Annotated in this window: 14 protein-coding genes; 5 read left to right on the plus strand and 9 right to left on the minus strand. The window is 63.3% G+C overall.

What is annotated here, in order from left to right; genetic code table 11:
- Window positions 1-18: 18 nt before the first annotated feature.
- The 3 genes from MESS2_RS27265 to MESS2_RS27275 are packed head-to-tail and all read left to right on the plus strand — an operon-like array spanning window position 19 to window position 2,627.
- Entirely contained in the window at window positions 19-615 is a 597-nt protein-coding gene (locus tag MESS2_RS27265) for a dimethylamine monooxygenase subunit DmmA family protein (RefSeq protein WP_008877820.1), read from the plus strand.
- Window positions 612-1,577, plus strand: coding sequence for a PDR/VanB family oxidoreductase (locus MESS2_RS27270; protein WP_008877821.1), 966 nt, complete (start codon window positions 612-614; stop codon window positions 1,575-1,577). The genes MESS2_RS27265 and MESS2_RS27270 overlap by 4 nt, the downstream gene beginning before the upstream one ends.
- A 9-nt stretch (window positions 1,578-1,586) precedes the next feature.
- Complete coding sequence (locus MESS2_RS27275; RefSeq protein ID WP_008877822.1) at window positions 1,587-2,627, plus strand: heme-dependent oxidative N-demethylase family protein; 1,041 nt, start codon at window positions 1,587-1,589, stop codon at window positions 2,625-2,627.
- Between the two features lie 166 nt (window positions 2,628-2,793).
- On the opposite strand, the gene MESS2_RS27280 is transcribed toward MESS2_RS27275, so the two are convergent.
- On the minus strand, window positions 2,794-3,510 hold the full coding sequence (locus tag MESS2_RS27280) for a helix-turn-helix domain-containing protein (protein WP_040594143.1): 717 nt from the start codon (window positions 3,508-3,510) through the stop codon (window positions 2,794-2,796).
- A gap of 342 nt (window positions 3,511-3,852) precedes the next feature.
- Between MESS2_RS27280 and MESS2_RS27285 the strand changes: the two genes are divergently transcribed.
- Entirely contained in the window at window positions 3,853-5,211 is a 1,359-nt protein-coding gene (locus MESS2_RS27285) for an NAD(P)-binding domain-containing protein (protein WP_008877825.1), read from the plus strand.
- Between the two features lie 15 nt (window positions 5,212-5,226).
- Here the strand turns inward: MESS2_RS27285 and MESS2_RS27290 are convergent, their stop codons facing one another.
- The 8 genes from MESS2_RS27290 to MESS2_RS27325 form a co-directional block, all read right to left on the minus strand.
- A complete protein-coding gene (locus MESS2_RS27290) occupies window positions 5,227-7,206 on the minus strand; it encodes an ABC transporter permease (RefSeq protein ID WP_008877826.1) in 1,980 nt (659 codons plus the stop codon).
- Window positions 7,203-8,282 (minus strand): quaternary amine ABC transporter ATP-binding protein, encoded by a 1,080-nt coding sequence (locus MESS2_RS27295; RefSeq protein WP_008877827.1) that lies wholly within the window; start codon window positions 8,280-8,282, stop codon window positions 7,203-7,205. The genes MESS2_RS27290 and MESS2_RS27295 overlap by 4 nt, the downstream gene beginning before the upstream one ends.
- A gap of 76 nt (window positions 8,283-8,358) precedes the next feature.
- On the minus strand, window positions 8,359-9,333 hold the full coding sequence (locus MESS2_RS27300) for an ABC transporter substrate-binding protein (protein ID WP_008877828.1): 975 nt from the start codon (window positions 9,331-9,333) through the stop codon (window positions 8,359-8,361).
- Between the two features lie 473 nt (window positions 9,334-9,806).
- The gene (locus MESS2_RS27305; protein WP_008877830.1) at window positions 9,807-10,592 is read right to left on the minus strand and encodes a glucose 1-dehydrogenase; all 786 of its coding nucleotides are present in this window, start codon (window positions 10,590-10,592) and stop codon (window positions 9,807-9,809) included.
- 12 nt (window positions 10,593-10,604) lie between these two features.
- A complete protein-coding gene (locus MESS2_RS27310) occupies window positions 10,605-11,369 on the minus strand; it encodes an SDR family oxidoreductase (protein ID WP_008877831.1) in 765 nt (254 codons plus the stop codon).
- Between the two features lie 127 nt (window positions 11,370-11,496).
- The gene (locus tag MESS2_RS27315) at window positions 11,497-13,005 is read right to left on the minus strand and encodes a sugar ABC transporter ATP-binding protein (RefSeq protein WP_008877832.1); all 1,509 of its coding nucleotides are present in this window, start codon (window positions 13,003-13,005) and stop codon (window positions 11,497-11,499) included.
- A 34-nt stretch (window positions 13,006-13,039) separates the two neighbouring features.
- Window positions 13,040-13,978 carry a sugar ABC transporter substrate-binding protein gene (locus MESS2_RS27320; protein WP_008877833.1) on the minus strand — a complete coding sequence of 313 codons (939 nt, stop codon included), beginning with the start codon at window positions 13,976-13,978 and terminating at the stop codon, window positions 13,040-13,042.
- Between the two features lie 166 nt (window positions 13,979-14,144).
- Window positions 14,145-15,122, minus strand: a complete 978-nt coding sequence (locus MESS2_RS27325; RefSeq protein ID WP_051069172.1) for an ABC transporter permease — start codon at window positions 15,120-15,122, stop codon at window positions 14,145-14,147.
- A gap of 332 nt (window positions 15,123-15,454) precedes the next feature.
- Here MESS2_RS27325 and MESS2_RS27330 point away from each other — a divergent pair, with 332 nt between their 5' ends.
- Window positions 15,455-16,417 carry a sugar-binding transcriptional regulator gene (locus MESS2_RS27330; protein WP_008877835.1) on the plus strand — a complete coding sequence of 321 codons (963 nt, stop codon included), beginning with the start codon at window positions 15,455-15,457 and terminating at the stop codon, window positions 16,415-16,417.
- Window positions 16,418-16,505 lie beyond the last annotated feature (88 nt).

Raw genomic sequence — 16,505 nt, forward strand, 5'->3', positions numbered from 1 at the left:
TCGAGGCATAAAGAGAGAATGGCAGCCAAAAGTATCATTAGCCGGCCCATTTACGGAACCTTGTCTCCGCAGCCCGGCAAGCACCATCTTTTCATCGCGGATGCCGAGGGGGCACTCGCAATAACGGACTTGGCCGCCAAGGCGCCTGCAGGCTTTTTCGGCGATGCCCACATCATCTTCATCCCCGGTCCTGACGGCAAGCATGTCGCGACGCTCGAAGCGTTGAAGCCGGCGCAGTTCTACCAGGGTTATTCCTTCGCCAGTGCCTTGCCACGGCTGAAACAGACACTGGCCAACGCGCACATGGGGCTGCGCCTCTATCTCGCCGGCACCGAAGGCCTGATCGGCCAGGCCATGCAGACGGCACTCGAAGCCGGCATCGACCACACCTCGATGCAGACCGAACATCGCGGCTCGCTGGCGCGGCGCATGCAATGCGTCCATTGCAAGGGCATCACCGAAAACGTGACCACGCAGCCGGCCACCTGTTCGCATTGTGGCCTGCTTCTTCTGGTACGCGACCACTACTCGCGGCGTCTTGCGGCGTTCCAGGGCGTCTGCATCAACGCCGAGGACCGCAGCGAAATTCCTCCCATGGAGGAGATCTTTCGATGAGCACCGGCACCACCAAGCTTGATGTCGTGGTCAGCGATGTCGTCCCGGTCAACGATCTGGTGACGCGCTTCCATTTCCGCCGGCGTGACGGCGAGCTGTTGCCGACATTTTCCGGCGGCGCCCATGTCGTGGTCGAGATGCGCGACGGCGAGCGCACCAGGCTCAATCCCTATTCGCTGATGGGCTCACCGCTCAATACCAGCGAATACACGATCTCGGTGCGGCGCGACGACGTCGGCCGCGGCGGCTCGCTGTTCATGCACCGGAGTGTCAAGCCGGGCCTGGAAATGGTGATCAGCTATCCGGTCAATCTGTTCTCGCTAGATTTACGCGCCAAAAAACACCTGATGCTGGCCGGCGGCATCGGCATCACCCCGTTCATGGCGCAGACCGCGCAATTGGCGGCCGAAGGCGGCAATTTCGAACTGCACTACACCTGCCGCACCGCCTCGCTCGGCACCTATGCCGATACGCTGAGGGAGCGCTACGACCGCCGGGTCAGGCTCTATCACGACGACCGCGACGAGCGCATCGAGCTCGAGCGGGTGCTCTCGTCGCAGCCGCTCGGCACGCATCTCTATGTCTGCGGTCCGTCCGGTATGATCGGCTGGGTGCGCGACCGCGCCGCAGCCTTGGGCTGGCCGTCGGAAACCGTGCATTTCGAGCATTTCGCGGCACCGCAGCCCGGCGCTCCCTTCGACGTGACGCTGGCCGTCACCGGCAAGACGATCCGCGTCGACGAGCAACAGAGCCTGCTCGAAGCGATCGAGGCGGCCGGCGTCGATCCACCTTATCTCTGCCGCGGCGGCGTCTGCGGCCAGTGCGAGACCAACGTCATCTCGCATGACGGCAAGTTCATCCACAATGATCACTGGCTGAGCGAGGAAGACCATCGGTCCGGCTGCAAGATCATGCCTTGCGTGTCGCGCTTCGAAGGCCGGTCGCTGGTGCTGGAAAGATAGGAGGCGAGCTTGGGCATCACCTTTCGCAAGGAAACGTTCCGCGACGACTTCAGCTTCAAGAACAGCCCGGAGCACATCAGGCGGTTTCCATTTCCGTTCCACGAAGACAGCTATATGTATGCGGTCAACATCGAGCCGCACGTCGTCGGGCCGAAGGGCAGCGTGCTGGAAAACCTGATCGACGTCGACGAGCACTATGTCGCCGAGATGCAGGACCGCGCTCTGGTGCTGGCAGAGGATCCGCTGCGCTGCCAGTCGCTGCCGCATATGACGCTGGCCGGCTGGGACCTGCTCGAACTCCTGATGGAGCAGCAGGCGCTGGGCTATCCCGAGCATTTCACGCTGACGCGCGAGGGCGACCACTGGCGCTGGATCAACCGGCCGCTTGGCATCGACGACACCTTCACCTTCGGCGATGTCTCGACGCTGCCCTACGGGCCGATGGAATACATCACAAGGCAGAGCCAGGGCGATTTCTGCATCCTCGACCAACGCGACGGCAATCTGTGGATGGATGCCGGCATGGTCACCACCCAGGCCGACTGGTCGCTCGATTTCGACATCGGCATGAACTTCTTCGAGTGGCACGCGCCGGTGCCGCTGGCACATGAGAAGGGGATTTTCATCCGGGCGCTGAAGTTCCTCACCAACATCCAGCAGGGCAAGCCGGCGCGGCGGCTGAACTGGACGATGACGATCAATCCGCGGCTCGACACCAGCCCGGAAAATTATCACAAATGGGGACCGGACCGGACGACCGTGACGCCCGAGAATGTCGGCGACAAGGTGCATCTGCGCGTCGAGCTGCAAAGCTTCTGGCGCCTGCCGCGCTCGAACGGCATCGTCTTTCCGATCCGCTGCTACCTGATCAAGATGGACGAACTGGTAACGCAGCCGAAATGGGCGCGGCGACTGCACCGCGTCATCCGCGACCTGCCCGAGGAGCTCGCCACCTACAAGGGCCTGACCCGCTATCGCCCGACGTTGGTCGAATGGCTGTCGAAGCTCGACGATGGGAGTGCGACGAGCCCGGGTTTCGGGCCCGACTAAAAAGTCCCCCTCATCCGGCCGCTTCGCGGCCACCTTCTCCCCGCTGGGGAGAAGAGGCGAGCACCGACGCAGATCTCCTCTCCCCTCGGGGAGAGGTCGGATTGCCTCGAATTGCCCTTGCAATTCGCTTGGCAATCCGGGTGAGGGGGCCTTCGTCAGACCGCGCTCACCCCGCGCTGTTCTGCGGATAGCAGATGATCGAGAGGTAGCGCATCGGCAGGACCGTCAGCACTTCCGGCCCATGCGGCGCGTCGGCGTCGAAGAACAGGCTGTCGCCGGGCTTCATCGGATAGAGGTTGCTGCCGTGGCGGTAAACCACTTCGCCTTCGAGCATGTAGAGGAATTCCATGCCCTCATGCTGGAAGGTGGGGAAGACATCCGAGTCCTCGGTCAGCGTGATCAGGTAGGGTTCGACGACGACGCCGCTGGTGTTGGAGCCGATATGGCCGAGCAGATTGTACTGGTGGCCGGCGCGCGTGCCGCGGCGTTCGACATCCAGCCCTTCGCCCGCTTTGACGAAGACAGCACTTCGCTCCTCCTCGAAACGGCGGAAGAAAGCGGTGACGGGAACGCCGAGCGCCCGCGACAGCGCCTGCAGCGTGGTCAGCGACGGGGAGGTGATGCCGTTCTCGATCTTCGACAGCATGCCGAGCGAAATGTCGGTGGCGACCGCAAGATCGGCGACAGTGATGCCGAGCTTCTTGCGGAACGCCCGCACCTCGCGACCGATCGCGACTTCCAGCACCTTTTCGCGGGTGTCGCGAATGGCGTGCGGGTTCTGGGTGAGTGGTGTGCGGATGGTTCGTCCGTCGGCCGCCTTCGGCAATGGCTTGGCCTTGGCCGCGGCAATGCCAGGCCTGGAATCTGAAGACTTTTTCGCCATGTCGCCGCCCCGCACCTGTGGATTTATTTCACTCAAGGTGAACATATTCGTTGCCGATACAATAGCGCAACCGCTGCAACAACCCCTGCGTGATGGATTGCCCGGTTTTCCCGCTGTTGGGCCGTGGCCGCTTTTCCCCGAAAGTTGCGATCGCGCAACGCTGTTTCGACGCAAGGCCTGTTGACAGCACGGGAGCGCCAATTACTGTCCCTGTCAGTGAAATTTGTTTCGTAAGAGCAATTCCAGGAAAAGTGTGAAACGGTTTTCCTGGGAAAAGCTCGTAGCGCTTTCCCTTGGGAATTGCGTCAAGACAAAAGTCGAAATCAGAACGGGAGGTCCGCAATGAAAAGTCGTGTTGCCGTCATCGGAGCCGGACCGTCCGGTCTGGCGCAGCTCAGGGCCTTCAAATCTGCGGCCGACAAGGGCGCCGATATTCCCGAAGTGGTCTGCTTCGAAAAGCAGTCCGACTGGGGCGGGTTGTGGAACTACACCTGGCGCACCGGTCTCGACGAACATGGCGACCCCGTGCACGGCTCGATGTACCGCTACCTCTGGTCGAACGGGCCGAAGGAATGCCTGGAATTCGCCGACTACACGTTCGAGGAGCATTTCGGCCGGCCGATCGGCTCGTACCCGCCGCGTGCCGTGCTGTGGGACTACATCAAGGGCCGCGTCGAGAAGTCAGGCGTGCGCAAATGGGTGCTCTTCAACAGCCCGGTGCGCATGGTCACTTTCTCGGATGAGACGAAGAAGTTCACCGTCACCGCGCACGACCGCGCCAACGACGTCACCTATTCCGAGGAATTCGACAATGTCGTCGTCGCCTCCGGGCATTTCTCGGTGCCCAACGTTCCCTATTTCGAAGGCTTCTCGACCTTCAACGGCCGCATCCTGCACAGCCATGATTTCCGCGACGCCATGGAATTCAAGGGCAAGGACATATTGATCATCGGCCGCTCCTATTCGGCCGAGGACATCGGCTCGCAATGCTACAAATACGGCGCCAAATCCATCACCTCCAGCTACCGCTCCAAGCCGATGGGCTTCAAATGGCCGGAGAATTGGAAGGAAGTGCCGCTGCTGCAGAAGGTCGTCGGCAAGACCGCGCATTTCAAGGACGGCACCACCAGGGATGTCGACGCCATCATCCTGTGCACGGGCTACCTCCATTCCTTCCCGTTCCTCACCGACGATTTGAAGCTCAAGACCGCCAACCGCATGTGGCCGGACGGCATCTACGAAGGCGTCGTCTGGGAGAAGAACCCGCAGCTGTCCTATATCGGCATGCAGGACCAGTTCTACACCTTCAACATGTTCGATGCGCAGGCCTGGTTCGCCCGCGACGTCATCATGGGCCGCATCAAGCTGCCTTCGGCAGAGGCGATGGCGGCGCATGGCGCGAAATGGCGGGCGCGCGAGGAGACGCTGGAAGACGCCGAGCAGATGATCTGGTTCCAGGGCGACTACACCAAGGGATTGATGGACCAGACCGATTATCCCGGCTTCGATGTCGAGGCAGTCAACCAGACCTTCATGGAGTGGGAGCATCACAAGGTGGAGGACATTATGAGCTTCCGCGATCACGCCTATCGCTCGCTGATGACCGGCACGATGGCGCCGCTGCACCATACTCCCTGGCTGCAGGCGATGGATGATTCGATGGAGAGCTATCTCGAAGTGAAGGGGGTTGCGGCGGAGTAGCCGTCGCGCTTCCAGCTACCCCAGCCTTGCCCGTGCCTTCGCCGTCCAGGCGTTGAACAGCCGGTCGGCGACGATGCCGATGAACGCGATGGCGAGGCCCGCGACGATGCCGCGGCCGGAATCGGCCTTGGACAGCGCGATGAACACCTCCTGGCCGAGATCGCGGGTGCCGACCATGGCGCAGATGATGATCATCGCCAGCGCCATCAGGATCGTCTGGTTGACGCCGAGCATGATCTCAGGCAGCGCCAGCGGCAATTGCACGCGAAAGAAAGTTTGGCGCGGAGTGCAGCCCGAGACCTTGGCTGCCTCGATCAGCGCCGGCGGCACCTGCCGGATGCCGAGATTGGTGTAGCGGATGGCCGGCACCACGGCGAACGCGACAGTGGCGATCATCGCGGTGACGTCGCCGACCCTGAACAGCATCACCACCGGAATGATGAAGCAGAAGGACGGCAGCACCTGCAGCGTGTCGATGATGGGCGTCACGATCTTCTCGAAGCGGTCGCTGCGCGCCGCCATCAGCCCGACGGGAATGCCGATCAGGCAAGCGATGAAGGCCGAAATGCCGCAGAGATAGACCGTCGCCATGGTCTTTTCCCAAAGGCCGGTAACGGCGCAGAAGGCGGTCAGCGCGGCGACGAGAGCAGCGAGGCGCAGGCCTGAAAGCTGGTAGCCGGCAAGGCCGAGCAGGAATACTGCCCCCAGCCATGGAAAGCCTTCGCAGAAGGCGCGCACCGGGTTCAGCACATTGAGGATGAGCGCCACTCGGAAGGCTTCGATCGTGTCGAAGAAATTGAGCGTGATCCAGTTCACCGCTGCCTTCCAAAGCGGCGCGGTGGTGAGGGTCATCGCCTTCGGCAGCGCCGCGAAGGCCGGCACGAACAGGCCAAGCAGCGTGGTGATGGCGAGGATGGCGATTGCCAGCGTCAGGTTGGGGTAGCGCCGCCAGAAGCTCGGGCTCACCTCCTGATAGACATGGCCCTGCGCGTGGTTGCGCGCGATGGCCTGGCTCAGCCGGTCGAGCGCGATGGCCAGCGCGACGATGGCCAGGCCGGCCTCCATCGCCTCGCCGACCTTCAGCGCCCTGAGCGCCAGCAGCACGTCGTAGCCGAGGCCGCCGGCGCCGATCATCGAGGCGATGATCACCATGTTCAGCGCCAGCATGATGACCTGGTTGACGCCGACCATCAGCGTCGGCCGCGCCGAGGGCAACAGCACCTTCCACAGTTTCTGCCGCGCCGTGCAGCCGGCCATCTCGCTGAAATCGTCGATTTCGGACGGCACCCTGGACAGGCCGAGCATCGTCGCCCGCACCATCGGCGGCGTCGCGAAAATCGCCGTCGCGATCATCGCCGAGACCGGGCTGTTACCGAACAGAAGCAGCATCGGGATCAGGTAGGCGAAGGTCGGGATCGTCTGCATCAGGTCGAGGGCAGGGGAGACGATGAGCCTCTCGGCCCATGGCTTGCGCCATGCCCAGATGCCGACGAACAGGCCGGTGACGATGCAGAACGGCACCGCGATCGAGATCAGCCCGAGCGTCAGCATGGCGCTGGTCCATTGGCCGAACAGCGCGATGTAGAGGAAGCAGCCGCCGACCAGCGCGCCGAGTTTTCGGCCGCCGGCTGCATTACCTGCGAGGAAGGCAGCAGCGCAAATCCCGACCCAGGACAGGCGGGGCAGGGTGAAGGCGTCGGCGCCGTGGCCGATCTTGAAATTCTTGGCCAGAAGATTGAGCGCGAAATCGAGCGGCACGCCGAGCACGGCGGTGATCGAACGGGTCAGCCAGGAGAAGTTCGACTTTATCCAGCGCATCAGCGCGCTGACCCAGTCGGCAACCGGGACGACCGCCTCGGCCGGATAGTTGACGGCCCATGCCATGCTATCCCGCAACAGGAAGACGACCAGCACGGCGGCAAGCGCCAAGGCCCAGATCGCCAGCCAGCGTTGAACCGGCGGCCTGGATGCGCTGGCGCTTGCGGTCACCGTCATGCGCCGGCTCTCGGGCGCTCTATGCCGGCCAGAAGATCGATTACCGCTTGCGGCGTCACTTCGCCGATCGGCTTGCCGGTGCCGTTGACCACGGCGAACGGCTTGCCGGCGGCAACGATATCAGCCGAGAAGCTCGATATTCTGGCGTCCGGCGCCACCGTGCCGCCATGCTCTGAGCCATCGCAGGCGCGCATCAGGCTCCTTGCCGAGATCACCTTGGCGCGGTGGACATCGCGGGTGAATTCGGCGACATAGTCGGTCGCCGGATTGACCACCAGCTCCTCCGGCGTGCCGATCTGGATGACCTCGCCGTCCTTCATGATGGCGATGCGGTCGGCCAGCCGGATGGCCTCGTCGAAATCGTGGGTGATGAAGACGATGGTCTTGTGCAGCATGGTCTGCAGCCGCATCAGCTCATCCTGCATCTCGCGGCGGATCAGCGGATCGAGCGCCGAGAACGGCTCGTCGAGGAACCAGACTTCCGGCTTGGTGGCGAGGCTGCGGGCGATGCCGACGCGCTGCTGCTGGCCGCCGGACAGTTCGCGCGGATAGAAATGCTCGCGGCCGCCTAAGCCCACAAGTTCGATCACTTCGCGCGCGCGCGCCTCGCGCGTCGGCCGGTCCTGCCCCTGGATGCCGAGCGGAAAGGCGATGTTCTCCAGCACGTTGAGATGCGGCAGCAGGGCAAAATTCTGGAACACCATGCCCATGCGATGGCGTCTGAGTTCGATCAGCGCGGCATCGGATATCTTGAGCAGATCCTTGCCCTCGAACTCGACCTTGCCATGCGTCGGCTCGACCAGCCGCGACATGCAGCGCACCAGCGTCGACTTGCCCGATCCCGAAAGCCCCATGATGATAAAGATCTCACCTTGGCGGATTTCGAGGTCGACGGCGCGCACCGCGCCGACCAGTCCGGCCGCAGCGACCTCCGCCATGCTGGCCTTGCCGTCGCGCTGGCGGATGAAATGCGCCGCGTTCGATCCGAACAGCTTCCAGACATTGCGGCAGGCGAGTTTTATCGGCCCCTTCGGCGTGCCCGCCACCTTTGACCCCTGTTCAGCCTTGTCCGTCATCCAATCGTCCTTCTGGAACATCAAGAATTGAGGCCCGGCTGGTCAACAGCCGGGTCTCACCTCTCCAGTCGAACGATCACTGCGCCCAGGCTTTCCAATCGGCCTCGTGGGCGGCTATCCAGGCAGCGGCAACCTCCTCCGGCGTCTTGCCGCCGAGATCGATGTCGCCACTCATCTTGTTAAGCTCGTCGGTGTCGACCGTGTAGGCCTTCGCCACCTTGTAGGCGACCGGCCATTTGTCCTTCATGCCGGCCCAGGAATATTTCCATATCTCGCCATGCGGCTTGCCGCAGTCGTATTTGGCGTCGGGGTTCGTGCCCCATTTCGGGTCGCTGTAGCATTCCGGCGTATATTCGGGGAATTCGATCCATTCGCCCTTGTATTTGGCTGGCGCCCAGTGTGGCGAATAGACCCAAAGCATGATCGGCGCCTTGCGCTGATAGGCGGAATCGAGTTCCGCGAACATCGCCGCGTCGGTGCCGGCATGGATGACGGTGAAGGGCAGTTTCAGCGCCTCGACGCGTTCGTCGTCGAAGCCTTCCCAGGTTACTGGGCCGCCGAGATAACGGCCCTTCGGCGCCGTCTCGGCCGTCGAGAACGCTTCAGCGCATTTGGGATCCTTCAGCGCTTCCCAATTGGGCAGTCCGGGGCATTTCTCCTTCATATATTCGGGAAACCACCATTCTTCCTTGGCCTTGGGCCCAAGTTTGCCGAGCCGTTCGGTCTGCCCGGTCGCATCGGAGGCCTTCATGGCTTCGCCGGCGGTCGTGTCCCAGAACTCCATGCCGACATCGAGGTCGCCATTGGTGAGGCCGGTGGTCAGGCTGGAGAGATAGTCGGCGGTCGGGTACTCGACCGTGTAGCCGAGCTTTTCAAGGATGCCGCCGAGGATCTTGGCGTTCAGATTGACGCTGGTCCAGTCGAACAACGCGATCTTGATCGGGTCGTTGGATTCTGGTGCGGCCGCTTGCGCCGCCGGCGTCAGTGTGCTTGCCGCGGCAAGCACGAAGGCTCCCATTGATGCTTTGGAAATCATGCTCCGAAGTGACATGCTTGTTCTCCTGTCAAGCTCTGGTGAAGATTCGTTCCCTTTTCGCGTCTTTTTCTGATTGTGTTGGAAAAGCTGGTCGCTGCGCAAGGCCTTGACGCCACAATGCTATCGCCGCCGATGCCGGCGCGGAAGGGTGACGCCAAATCTGATCAGGATGTCGTGCGGGGACGGGCCGCGTCATGGCATCAGGTGGGGTGCTGCGTAAGCAGTCGTCCGCGGATCGATCGTTGGTCGTGCGGTGCTCCGAAACCTGCGAGCCATCAAGGTCCCATGATCTCGGCTGCCGGTCGGACAATCGCCGGCTGGCCGAGGCCTTTCATGAGATGAAATTATATATACCAACGTTCATGTCACGCAACGCATATTGCTATCAGAGCATCGGACCGAAAAGTGTGAAGCGGTTTTTCGGATAATCCGACGCTCCAGCAAGGAACATCGTGCAATTCGAACGGGATGCTGCCGTTCGGCCATCCTCACGACATGATCAGTCCGCCATCGACATTGATGGTCTGGCCGGTGATGTAGGCCGCGTCGTCGCTGGCCAGGAAGCTAACCAGGCCGGAAACGTCTTCGCCGCTGCCGGCGCGGCCCATCGGGATGTTCTCGACCCATTCGGCCATCAGTTCGCCGGGCTTGTAGTCGCCCATCAGCTTGCCCCAGGCGGCGTCGTTGTAGGCCCACATGTCGGTGTCGATGATGCCGGGGCAAATCGCGTTGACGGTGATCTTCTCCTTGGCCACTTCCTTGGCGAGGCTCTGGGTGATGCCGACGACGCCGAATTTCGACGCTGCGTAGTGCGGCGTATAGATGAAACCCTGCCGCGCCTGGCCGGAAGCGGTGTTGATCAGGCGTCCGCCCCCGCCATGCTTGCGCATGCGCGCGATTGCCTCCTGGCAGCACAGGAACACGCCCTTGGTGTTGACCGCCATCACCTTGTCCCATTCGGCCTCGGTCATCGCCTCGATCCTGGCGATGGTGATGACGCCGGCATTCTGCACCGAGATGTCGACGCGGCCGAACTGCTGCTCGGCGAGATCGTAGAGCGCGGCGACCTCCTCCTTCCTGGTCACGTCCATCCGCAGCGACGCCACCTTGGCGCCTTCCGCCTTCAGGCCGGCGGCGACCTCATCGACACGCGGGTCGATGGCACTGACGACGACGGCGGCACCCTCCGCAGCGAAGCGCCTGGCCATGGCGGCGCCGATGCCGCCGCTGGCGCCCGTGATGACCGCCGTCTTCCCTTGAAACCGCTTCTGCACTTTCCTGTTCTCCTACCAGCAGACAAAGCCGCCATCGACGATCAGGTCGATGCCGGTGACGAAACTCGAAGCACGGCTGGCCAGGAACACGGTCGGGCCGACCATCTCCTCCGGCGTCGCCATGCGTCCCATCGGCGTGTCGCGCTCGAAGATCTTGATCTGCTCGGCAACCTCCGGCCGCCTGTTCATCGGCGTCAGCGTGTAGCCTGGGCTGACCACGTTGACGCGCAGGCCGCGATCGGCCCATTCCATGGCGAGGCTCTTCGACATGTGGATGACGGCCGCCTTCGACGAATTGTAATGCGCCTGGGTCAGGCCGCGATTGACGATCGAGCCTGACATAGAGGCGATGTTGATGATCGAGCCCTTGCGCCGTTTGAGCATGGTTCGCGCCTCGGCCTGGCAGGACAGGAACACGCCGCCGACATTGACGTCGTAGAGCTTCCGCCACTTTTCATGCGACAGCGTCTCGGCCGGCTCAGCTCCGGCGATCCCGGCATTGTTGACGGCGATGCTCAGCGCGCCGAGTTCCTTTTCCGTGCGCTCGACCGCCGCCGCCAGATCGTTTTCGGAAGTCACCGTCCCGGTCAGCACCAGCGCCTTGCGGCCAAGCGCCGTGATCTTCTGCGCCGTCTCTTCCAGTCCGCCTTTGGAGGCGTGGCCGAAGCAGGCGATGTCGGCGCCGGCTTCGGCAAGCCCGATGGCGATCGCCTGGCCGATGCCGCTGCCGGCGCCGGTTACCAGCGCCACCTCTTCATGAAGATCGAATAATGTCATCGTCGGTTCCTCTGCTCCAACCGCCGTCCTCTGAAATGAAGGAGCGCCAGTTCTGCTGGCGCCCCGCGCGGTCCGGTGCCTGGGAGGGTATCACCTGCTGCGCTTTGTTCCGATTCCTTGCCGTACCTCAGCTCGTCGCGAGCTCCATCACCGCGACATTGCTGGCTTCGCTGCGGTCGAGGATGCCGCGCTGGCGGCCGCGGCTCAGCACCAGCACGCGATGCGACAGGCCGAGCACCTCCTCGAGGTCGGAGCTCACCACCACCACCGCCATGCCGGAACGGGCAAGGTCGGCGATCACATCGTAGATCGCCGCACGCGCGCCGACATCGATGCCGCGTGTCGGCTCGTCGAGGATGAACACCTTGGGTGGCCGCGGCACCCATTTGGCGATGATCACCTTCTGCTGGTTGCCGCCGGAAAGCTTGCTCACCGCCTGGTTCGGCTTGCCCTTGACGCCGAGCCTGGAGATGCCGGCCTCGGCGAATTTCTGCACCGCCTTTGGAAACACCCAACCCTTCGGCGCGACATGGTCGAAATTGCCGAACGCCAGATTCTCGCCGATGGTCTGGTCGAGCACCACGCCTTGCGCCTTGCGGTCTTCCGGCACCAGCACAACGCCCGCCTTGATCGCCGCCGCCGGGCCATTGAGATGCACCGGCTTGCCGGCGACGCGCACCGAGCCCGACGAGATCGGATCGGCTCCGGCGATCGCCCGCACCAGTTCGGTGCGTCCGGCGCCGATCAATCCGGCAATGCCAAGGATTTCGCCGGCTCGCACCGAAAAGCTGACATTGTTGAAGCTGCGCTCCGGCGAGGACAGGTTCTCGACCTCAAGCAGCGTCTGGTCGCCCGGCGGCGACAGTTGCGGAAACATCCGCTCGACCGAACGGCCGACCATCTGCTCGACCACGGTGCGCACCGGGATGTCGGCGCGCTCGTGGCGGGCGACGATGCGCCCGTCGCGCATCACCACGACACGGTCAGCGATCTCGGCGATCTCGTCCAGCCGGTGGCTGATATAGATGAAGGACATGCCTTCCGCCTTGAGCTTGCGGATCTGCTTGAACAGCAGTTCCGTTTCCTCGCCGCCAAGGGCGGCCGTCGGTTCGTCGAAGATCAGCAGCTCGGCATTCAGCGTCAGAGCCTTGGCGATCTCGACCTGCTGCTGGGCGGCGATGCGCAGCGTGCGCACCTTGCGCTCCGGCGAGACGTCGAGGCCGAGGCGCTTCAACTGCGCCGATGCCTGCGCATTCATCGCCGCGCGGTCGATGCGGCCGCCGCGCATCGGCAGGCGCCCGACATAGACATTCTCGGCCACCGAAAGATCCGGCAGCAGCTTCAGTTCCTGATGGATCATGCCGACGCCGGCATCGATGGCCGCGGCGGGGGAGGCGGGGGAATAAGGTTTCCCCCGCCAGGTGATGGCGCCGGCATCGGGCTTGGTCGAGCCGGCGATGATGTTCGAGACGGTCGACTTGCCGGCGCCGTTCTCGCCGAGCAGCGCCACGACCTCGCCCGGCCGCACCTCGAAGCTTGCATCGGCGAGGACCTGGACCGGTCCATAGCTCTTGCAGAGGCCGCTGACGAAGAGCCCGTTGTGCGGGCTCTCTGTTTGGCGAGGATCAGGAGACATCGTTCCGCTCGTCAACTTTCAAATATGCCAGGCCTTAGGGATGCTTGGCGATGAACTGCTCGACATTGTCCTTGGTGGTCAGCGTCGCGTCCTGCAGCTGTTCGGCGGGAATGGTTTCGCCGGCCACCAGCTTGATCGCCGCATCGACGGCAAGCCGGCCCATGCCTTGCGTCTGCTGCGTCGCGGTGACGTCGAAGACGCCGTCCTTGAGCGCCTTGAGTGCCGCCACGTCGCCGTCGAAACCGGCAACCCAGACCTTGTGGCCGGGATTGGCGACCTTGACCGCCTGCGCCGCACCCAGCGCCAGCGCATCGGCCTGGCCGATGACGATCGAGACATCGGGATTCGCCTGCAGCAAGTCCTGGGTCAGCTTGAAGCCTTCGTCCTGGTGCCAGCCTTCGCTCCACAGTTCGCCGACCACCTTGATATCGGGATAGGCGGTCAGCGCTTCGCTGCAGCCCTTCGAACGGTCGACTTCCGGCGTCGTGCCCTTCTGGCCGTGGATGATGATCAGCTCGCCCTTGCCGCCGGCCTGCTTGGCTATGTAGTCGCACACGGCCTTGGCGGACGCGACGCTGTTGGTGGCGATGAAGGTGTCGCCCGGTGCGCCGTCGGCGTTGCGGTCGACATTGACGACCGGAATGCCGGCAGCCTTGGCGGTCTTGGTCGGAACGGTGGCGGCGGTGGCGCCGGCCGGAATGTAGATCAGTGCGTCGATGTTCTGCGTGATCAGATCCTGCACCTGGCTGACCTGCGTCGCCGAATCGCCCTTGGCGTCGACGGTGACGACTTCGATGCCCTTCTCCTTGCCATAGGCTTCGACGGACTGCTTGATCTGGTTGAAGAAATCGGCTTGCAGATTGGCCACCGCAAGGCCGAGCTTCTTGGCCTCCTTGGCCGAAGCCATGTCGGTGAGACCGAGCAGCGGAATGACGGCCGCGGCGGCAAGCAGCAATGAACGTTTGGTCAGCATGTTTTTCCTCCGTTGATGTTCAATCTGTCCCGCCTGCGCCCCGCGGCGCCCCTTGGCTGAACATTCCCAGTTTCGGATCGACCGATCCGTTTCCGCCCGGACATCCCAGGCGAATTCATTGCGCCCCACTCTTCATTGCGCCCCGATCTTCATTGCGCCCCGATCTTCATTGCGCTCGACGCCGCCAGGTGTCGGTGGCGACCGCCAGCGCGATCACCACGCCGATCACCACCTGCTGGATGAAGGGCGAGACGCCGAGCAGGTTGAGCCCGTTGCGCAGCACGCCGATGATGAGCACGCCGACGGCGGTGCCGCCGATCGAGCCGACGCCGCCCGAGAGGCTGGCGCCGCCGATCACCACCGCCGCGATCGTGTCGAGTTCATAGCCGAGGCCGGAGCTCGGCTGCACGGAATCGAGCCGTGCCGCCAGCACGATGCCGGCAAGCCCGGCGAGCACGCCGCAGATCGCGTAAACCCAGTTGGTCAGCGATTTGACCGGAATGCCGGAGAGCCGCGCGACCTCGGCGCTGCCGCCGATCGCATAAAGGCTGCGGCCGGTGGCGCGATAGTTGAGGAAGATGGCGAAGATGATCGCCAGCACGATCATCAGCCCAACGGTGACCGACAGGAAACCGAAATGACGGGTGATCGACAGGCTGGTGAACCAGTCGGGAAAGCCGACGATCTGCGAGCCGTCGGTGATCATATTGCCGAGGCCGCGCGCCACCGACATCATGGCCAGCGTAGCGATGAAGGGCGGTAGTTTCGTCACCGTCACCAGCAAGCCGGAGACCAGCCCGCAAAGACCGGCGACGACAAGTGCCGCGACGATGCCCGCGGGCATGCCGAGATTGAGATAGTCCGGATGGGCGACAAAACCCATTACCATGGCGGCGAGCGCCAGCACGGAACCGACGGAGAGGTCGATGCCGCCGATCAGGATGACCAGCGTCATGCCGATCGCCATGATGCCGAGCACGGTGATCTGGTCGAGCACATTGAGGATGTTGCGTACCGTCAGGAAGGTGTCGGTGGTCAGCGTCAGCGCCAGGCAAAGCAGCACCAGGCCGATCAGCGGTCCCATGGTTCCGGCGAACAGCGCCGAAAGCTTCGCGCCGGTCGCGGCCTGTGCGCCGGCTTTCAAATCGCTCGCATCGTTGCTCACAGCCACTTCGTCTCCTCCCGTCAGCGACGCGGCTATGGCCCGCCGTCCGCTTTTGCTCACCAGGCGCCTCCCTTGTGAACAATTTATCTTTGATATGCAATTTTGTTCAGCTAAACTGTTCATTAGAAAATTGTCAAGGGCCGTTGCGCCATTCTGCGGCGGTTGCGCCGCAAGGCGGTTTGCCCTCCACGGAAGTCAAAGGCATGATGCCTCGCCGGAATCGGGTTCCCCGGTTCGCACGTTTCCTGGTCACGGGGACAGCGGCCGGGACAAGTTAAGACGGCTGTGTACAGCCGTGGGAGGACGCGAGGATGGCGGTGATCGAGAACGAAAAGGCCTCGCGCTTTCCGGATGCCGAGCTCAAGGCCCGTGCCGCCTGGCACTATTATGTCGAGGGCCTGACGCAGGAGAGGATTTCCGAGATCCTCGGCGTCGGCCGCATCAAGGTGCATCGCATCCTCTCCGCCGCCCGCGAGGAGGGCATCGTCCAGTTCCGCATCCGCGACAGCGTCGTCGAATGCGTGCAACTGGAAGAGAGCCTGAAGCAGCGCTTCGGCCTCAGCCAGGCCGTCGTCGTCCCGTCAGCAGCCGACAGGAGCAACGCACCGCTGATGATCGGCCACGCCGCGGCCGCCTACCTGGCCGACAATGTGAACCCCGGCGACGTCATTGCGCTGGGCTGGGGCCGCACGCTGAAATTCGCCATCAAGGAACTGCCGCGCCGGCCGATCGCCAGAACCACGGTAGTCTCCATGCTTGGCGGCCTCACCCATGCGCAGCCGCTCAATCCGACTGAAAGCGCCTGGGAATTCGCCGAGAAGATCGGCGCCGAATGCTTCCTGCTGCCGGTGCCGGTCTATGCCGACAGGCCGGAACAGCGCGACGCCTTCATGAGCCAGCGCAGCGTCCAGGATGTCGTCTTCCGCGCGCGCAGGGCGAACATCGCCGTGCTCAGCGTCGGCTCGTTCTCCAACGACAGTCCGATCGCCAACTACGGCTTCATCAAGCCGAGCGAGCTCGAGGAACTGCAGGCAGCGGGAGCGGTCGGCGACATATTGTGCCATTTCATCGATGCCGAAGGCCGCCCGGTCGACCATGAGGTCAATCGCCGGGTCTGCGCCTATCCGCTGCAGGACCTCTCCGACATTCCCAACATCATCCTGGTTTCAGGCGGACAGGAGAAGGTCGCCGTCATGCGGGCAGCATTGGCCAACGCCAAGATCTCGGTGCTGATCACCGACGAGGATGCGGCCAAGGGTTTGCTCAGTCGCTGACACCTCCGCGCTAAGGATCCCTGTTGACGCTCAAGAACGCAGCGGAGCAGATGGCAGCAGTCGCGATCCTTCGCGCCCCCCTCTGGCC

Origin of the sequence: Mesorhizobium metallidurans STM 2683 (assembly GCF_000350085.1) — a bacterium.
GTDB lineage: Bacteria > Pseudomonadota > Alphaproteobacteria > Rhizobiales > Rhizobiaceae > Mesorhizobium > Mesorhizobium metallidurans.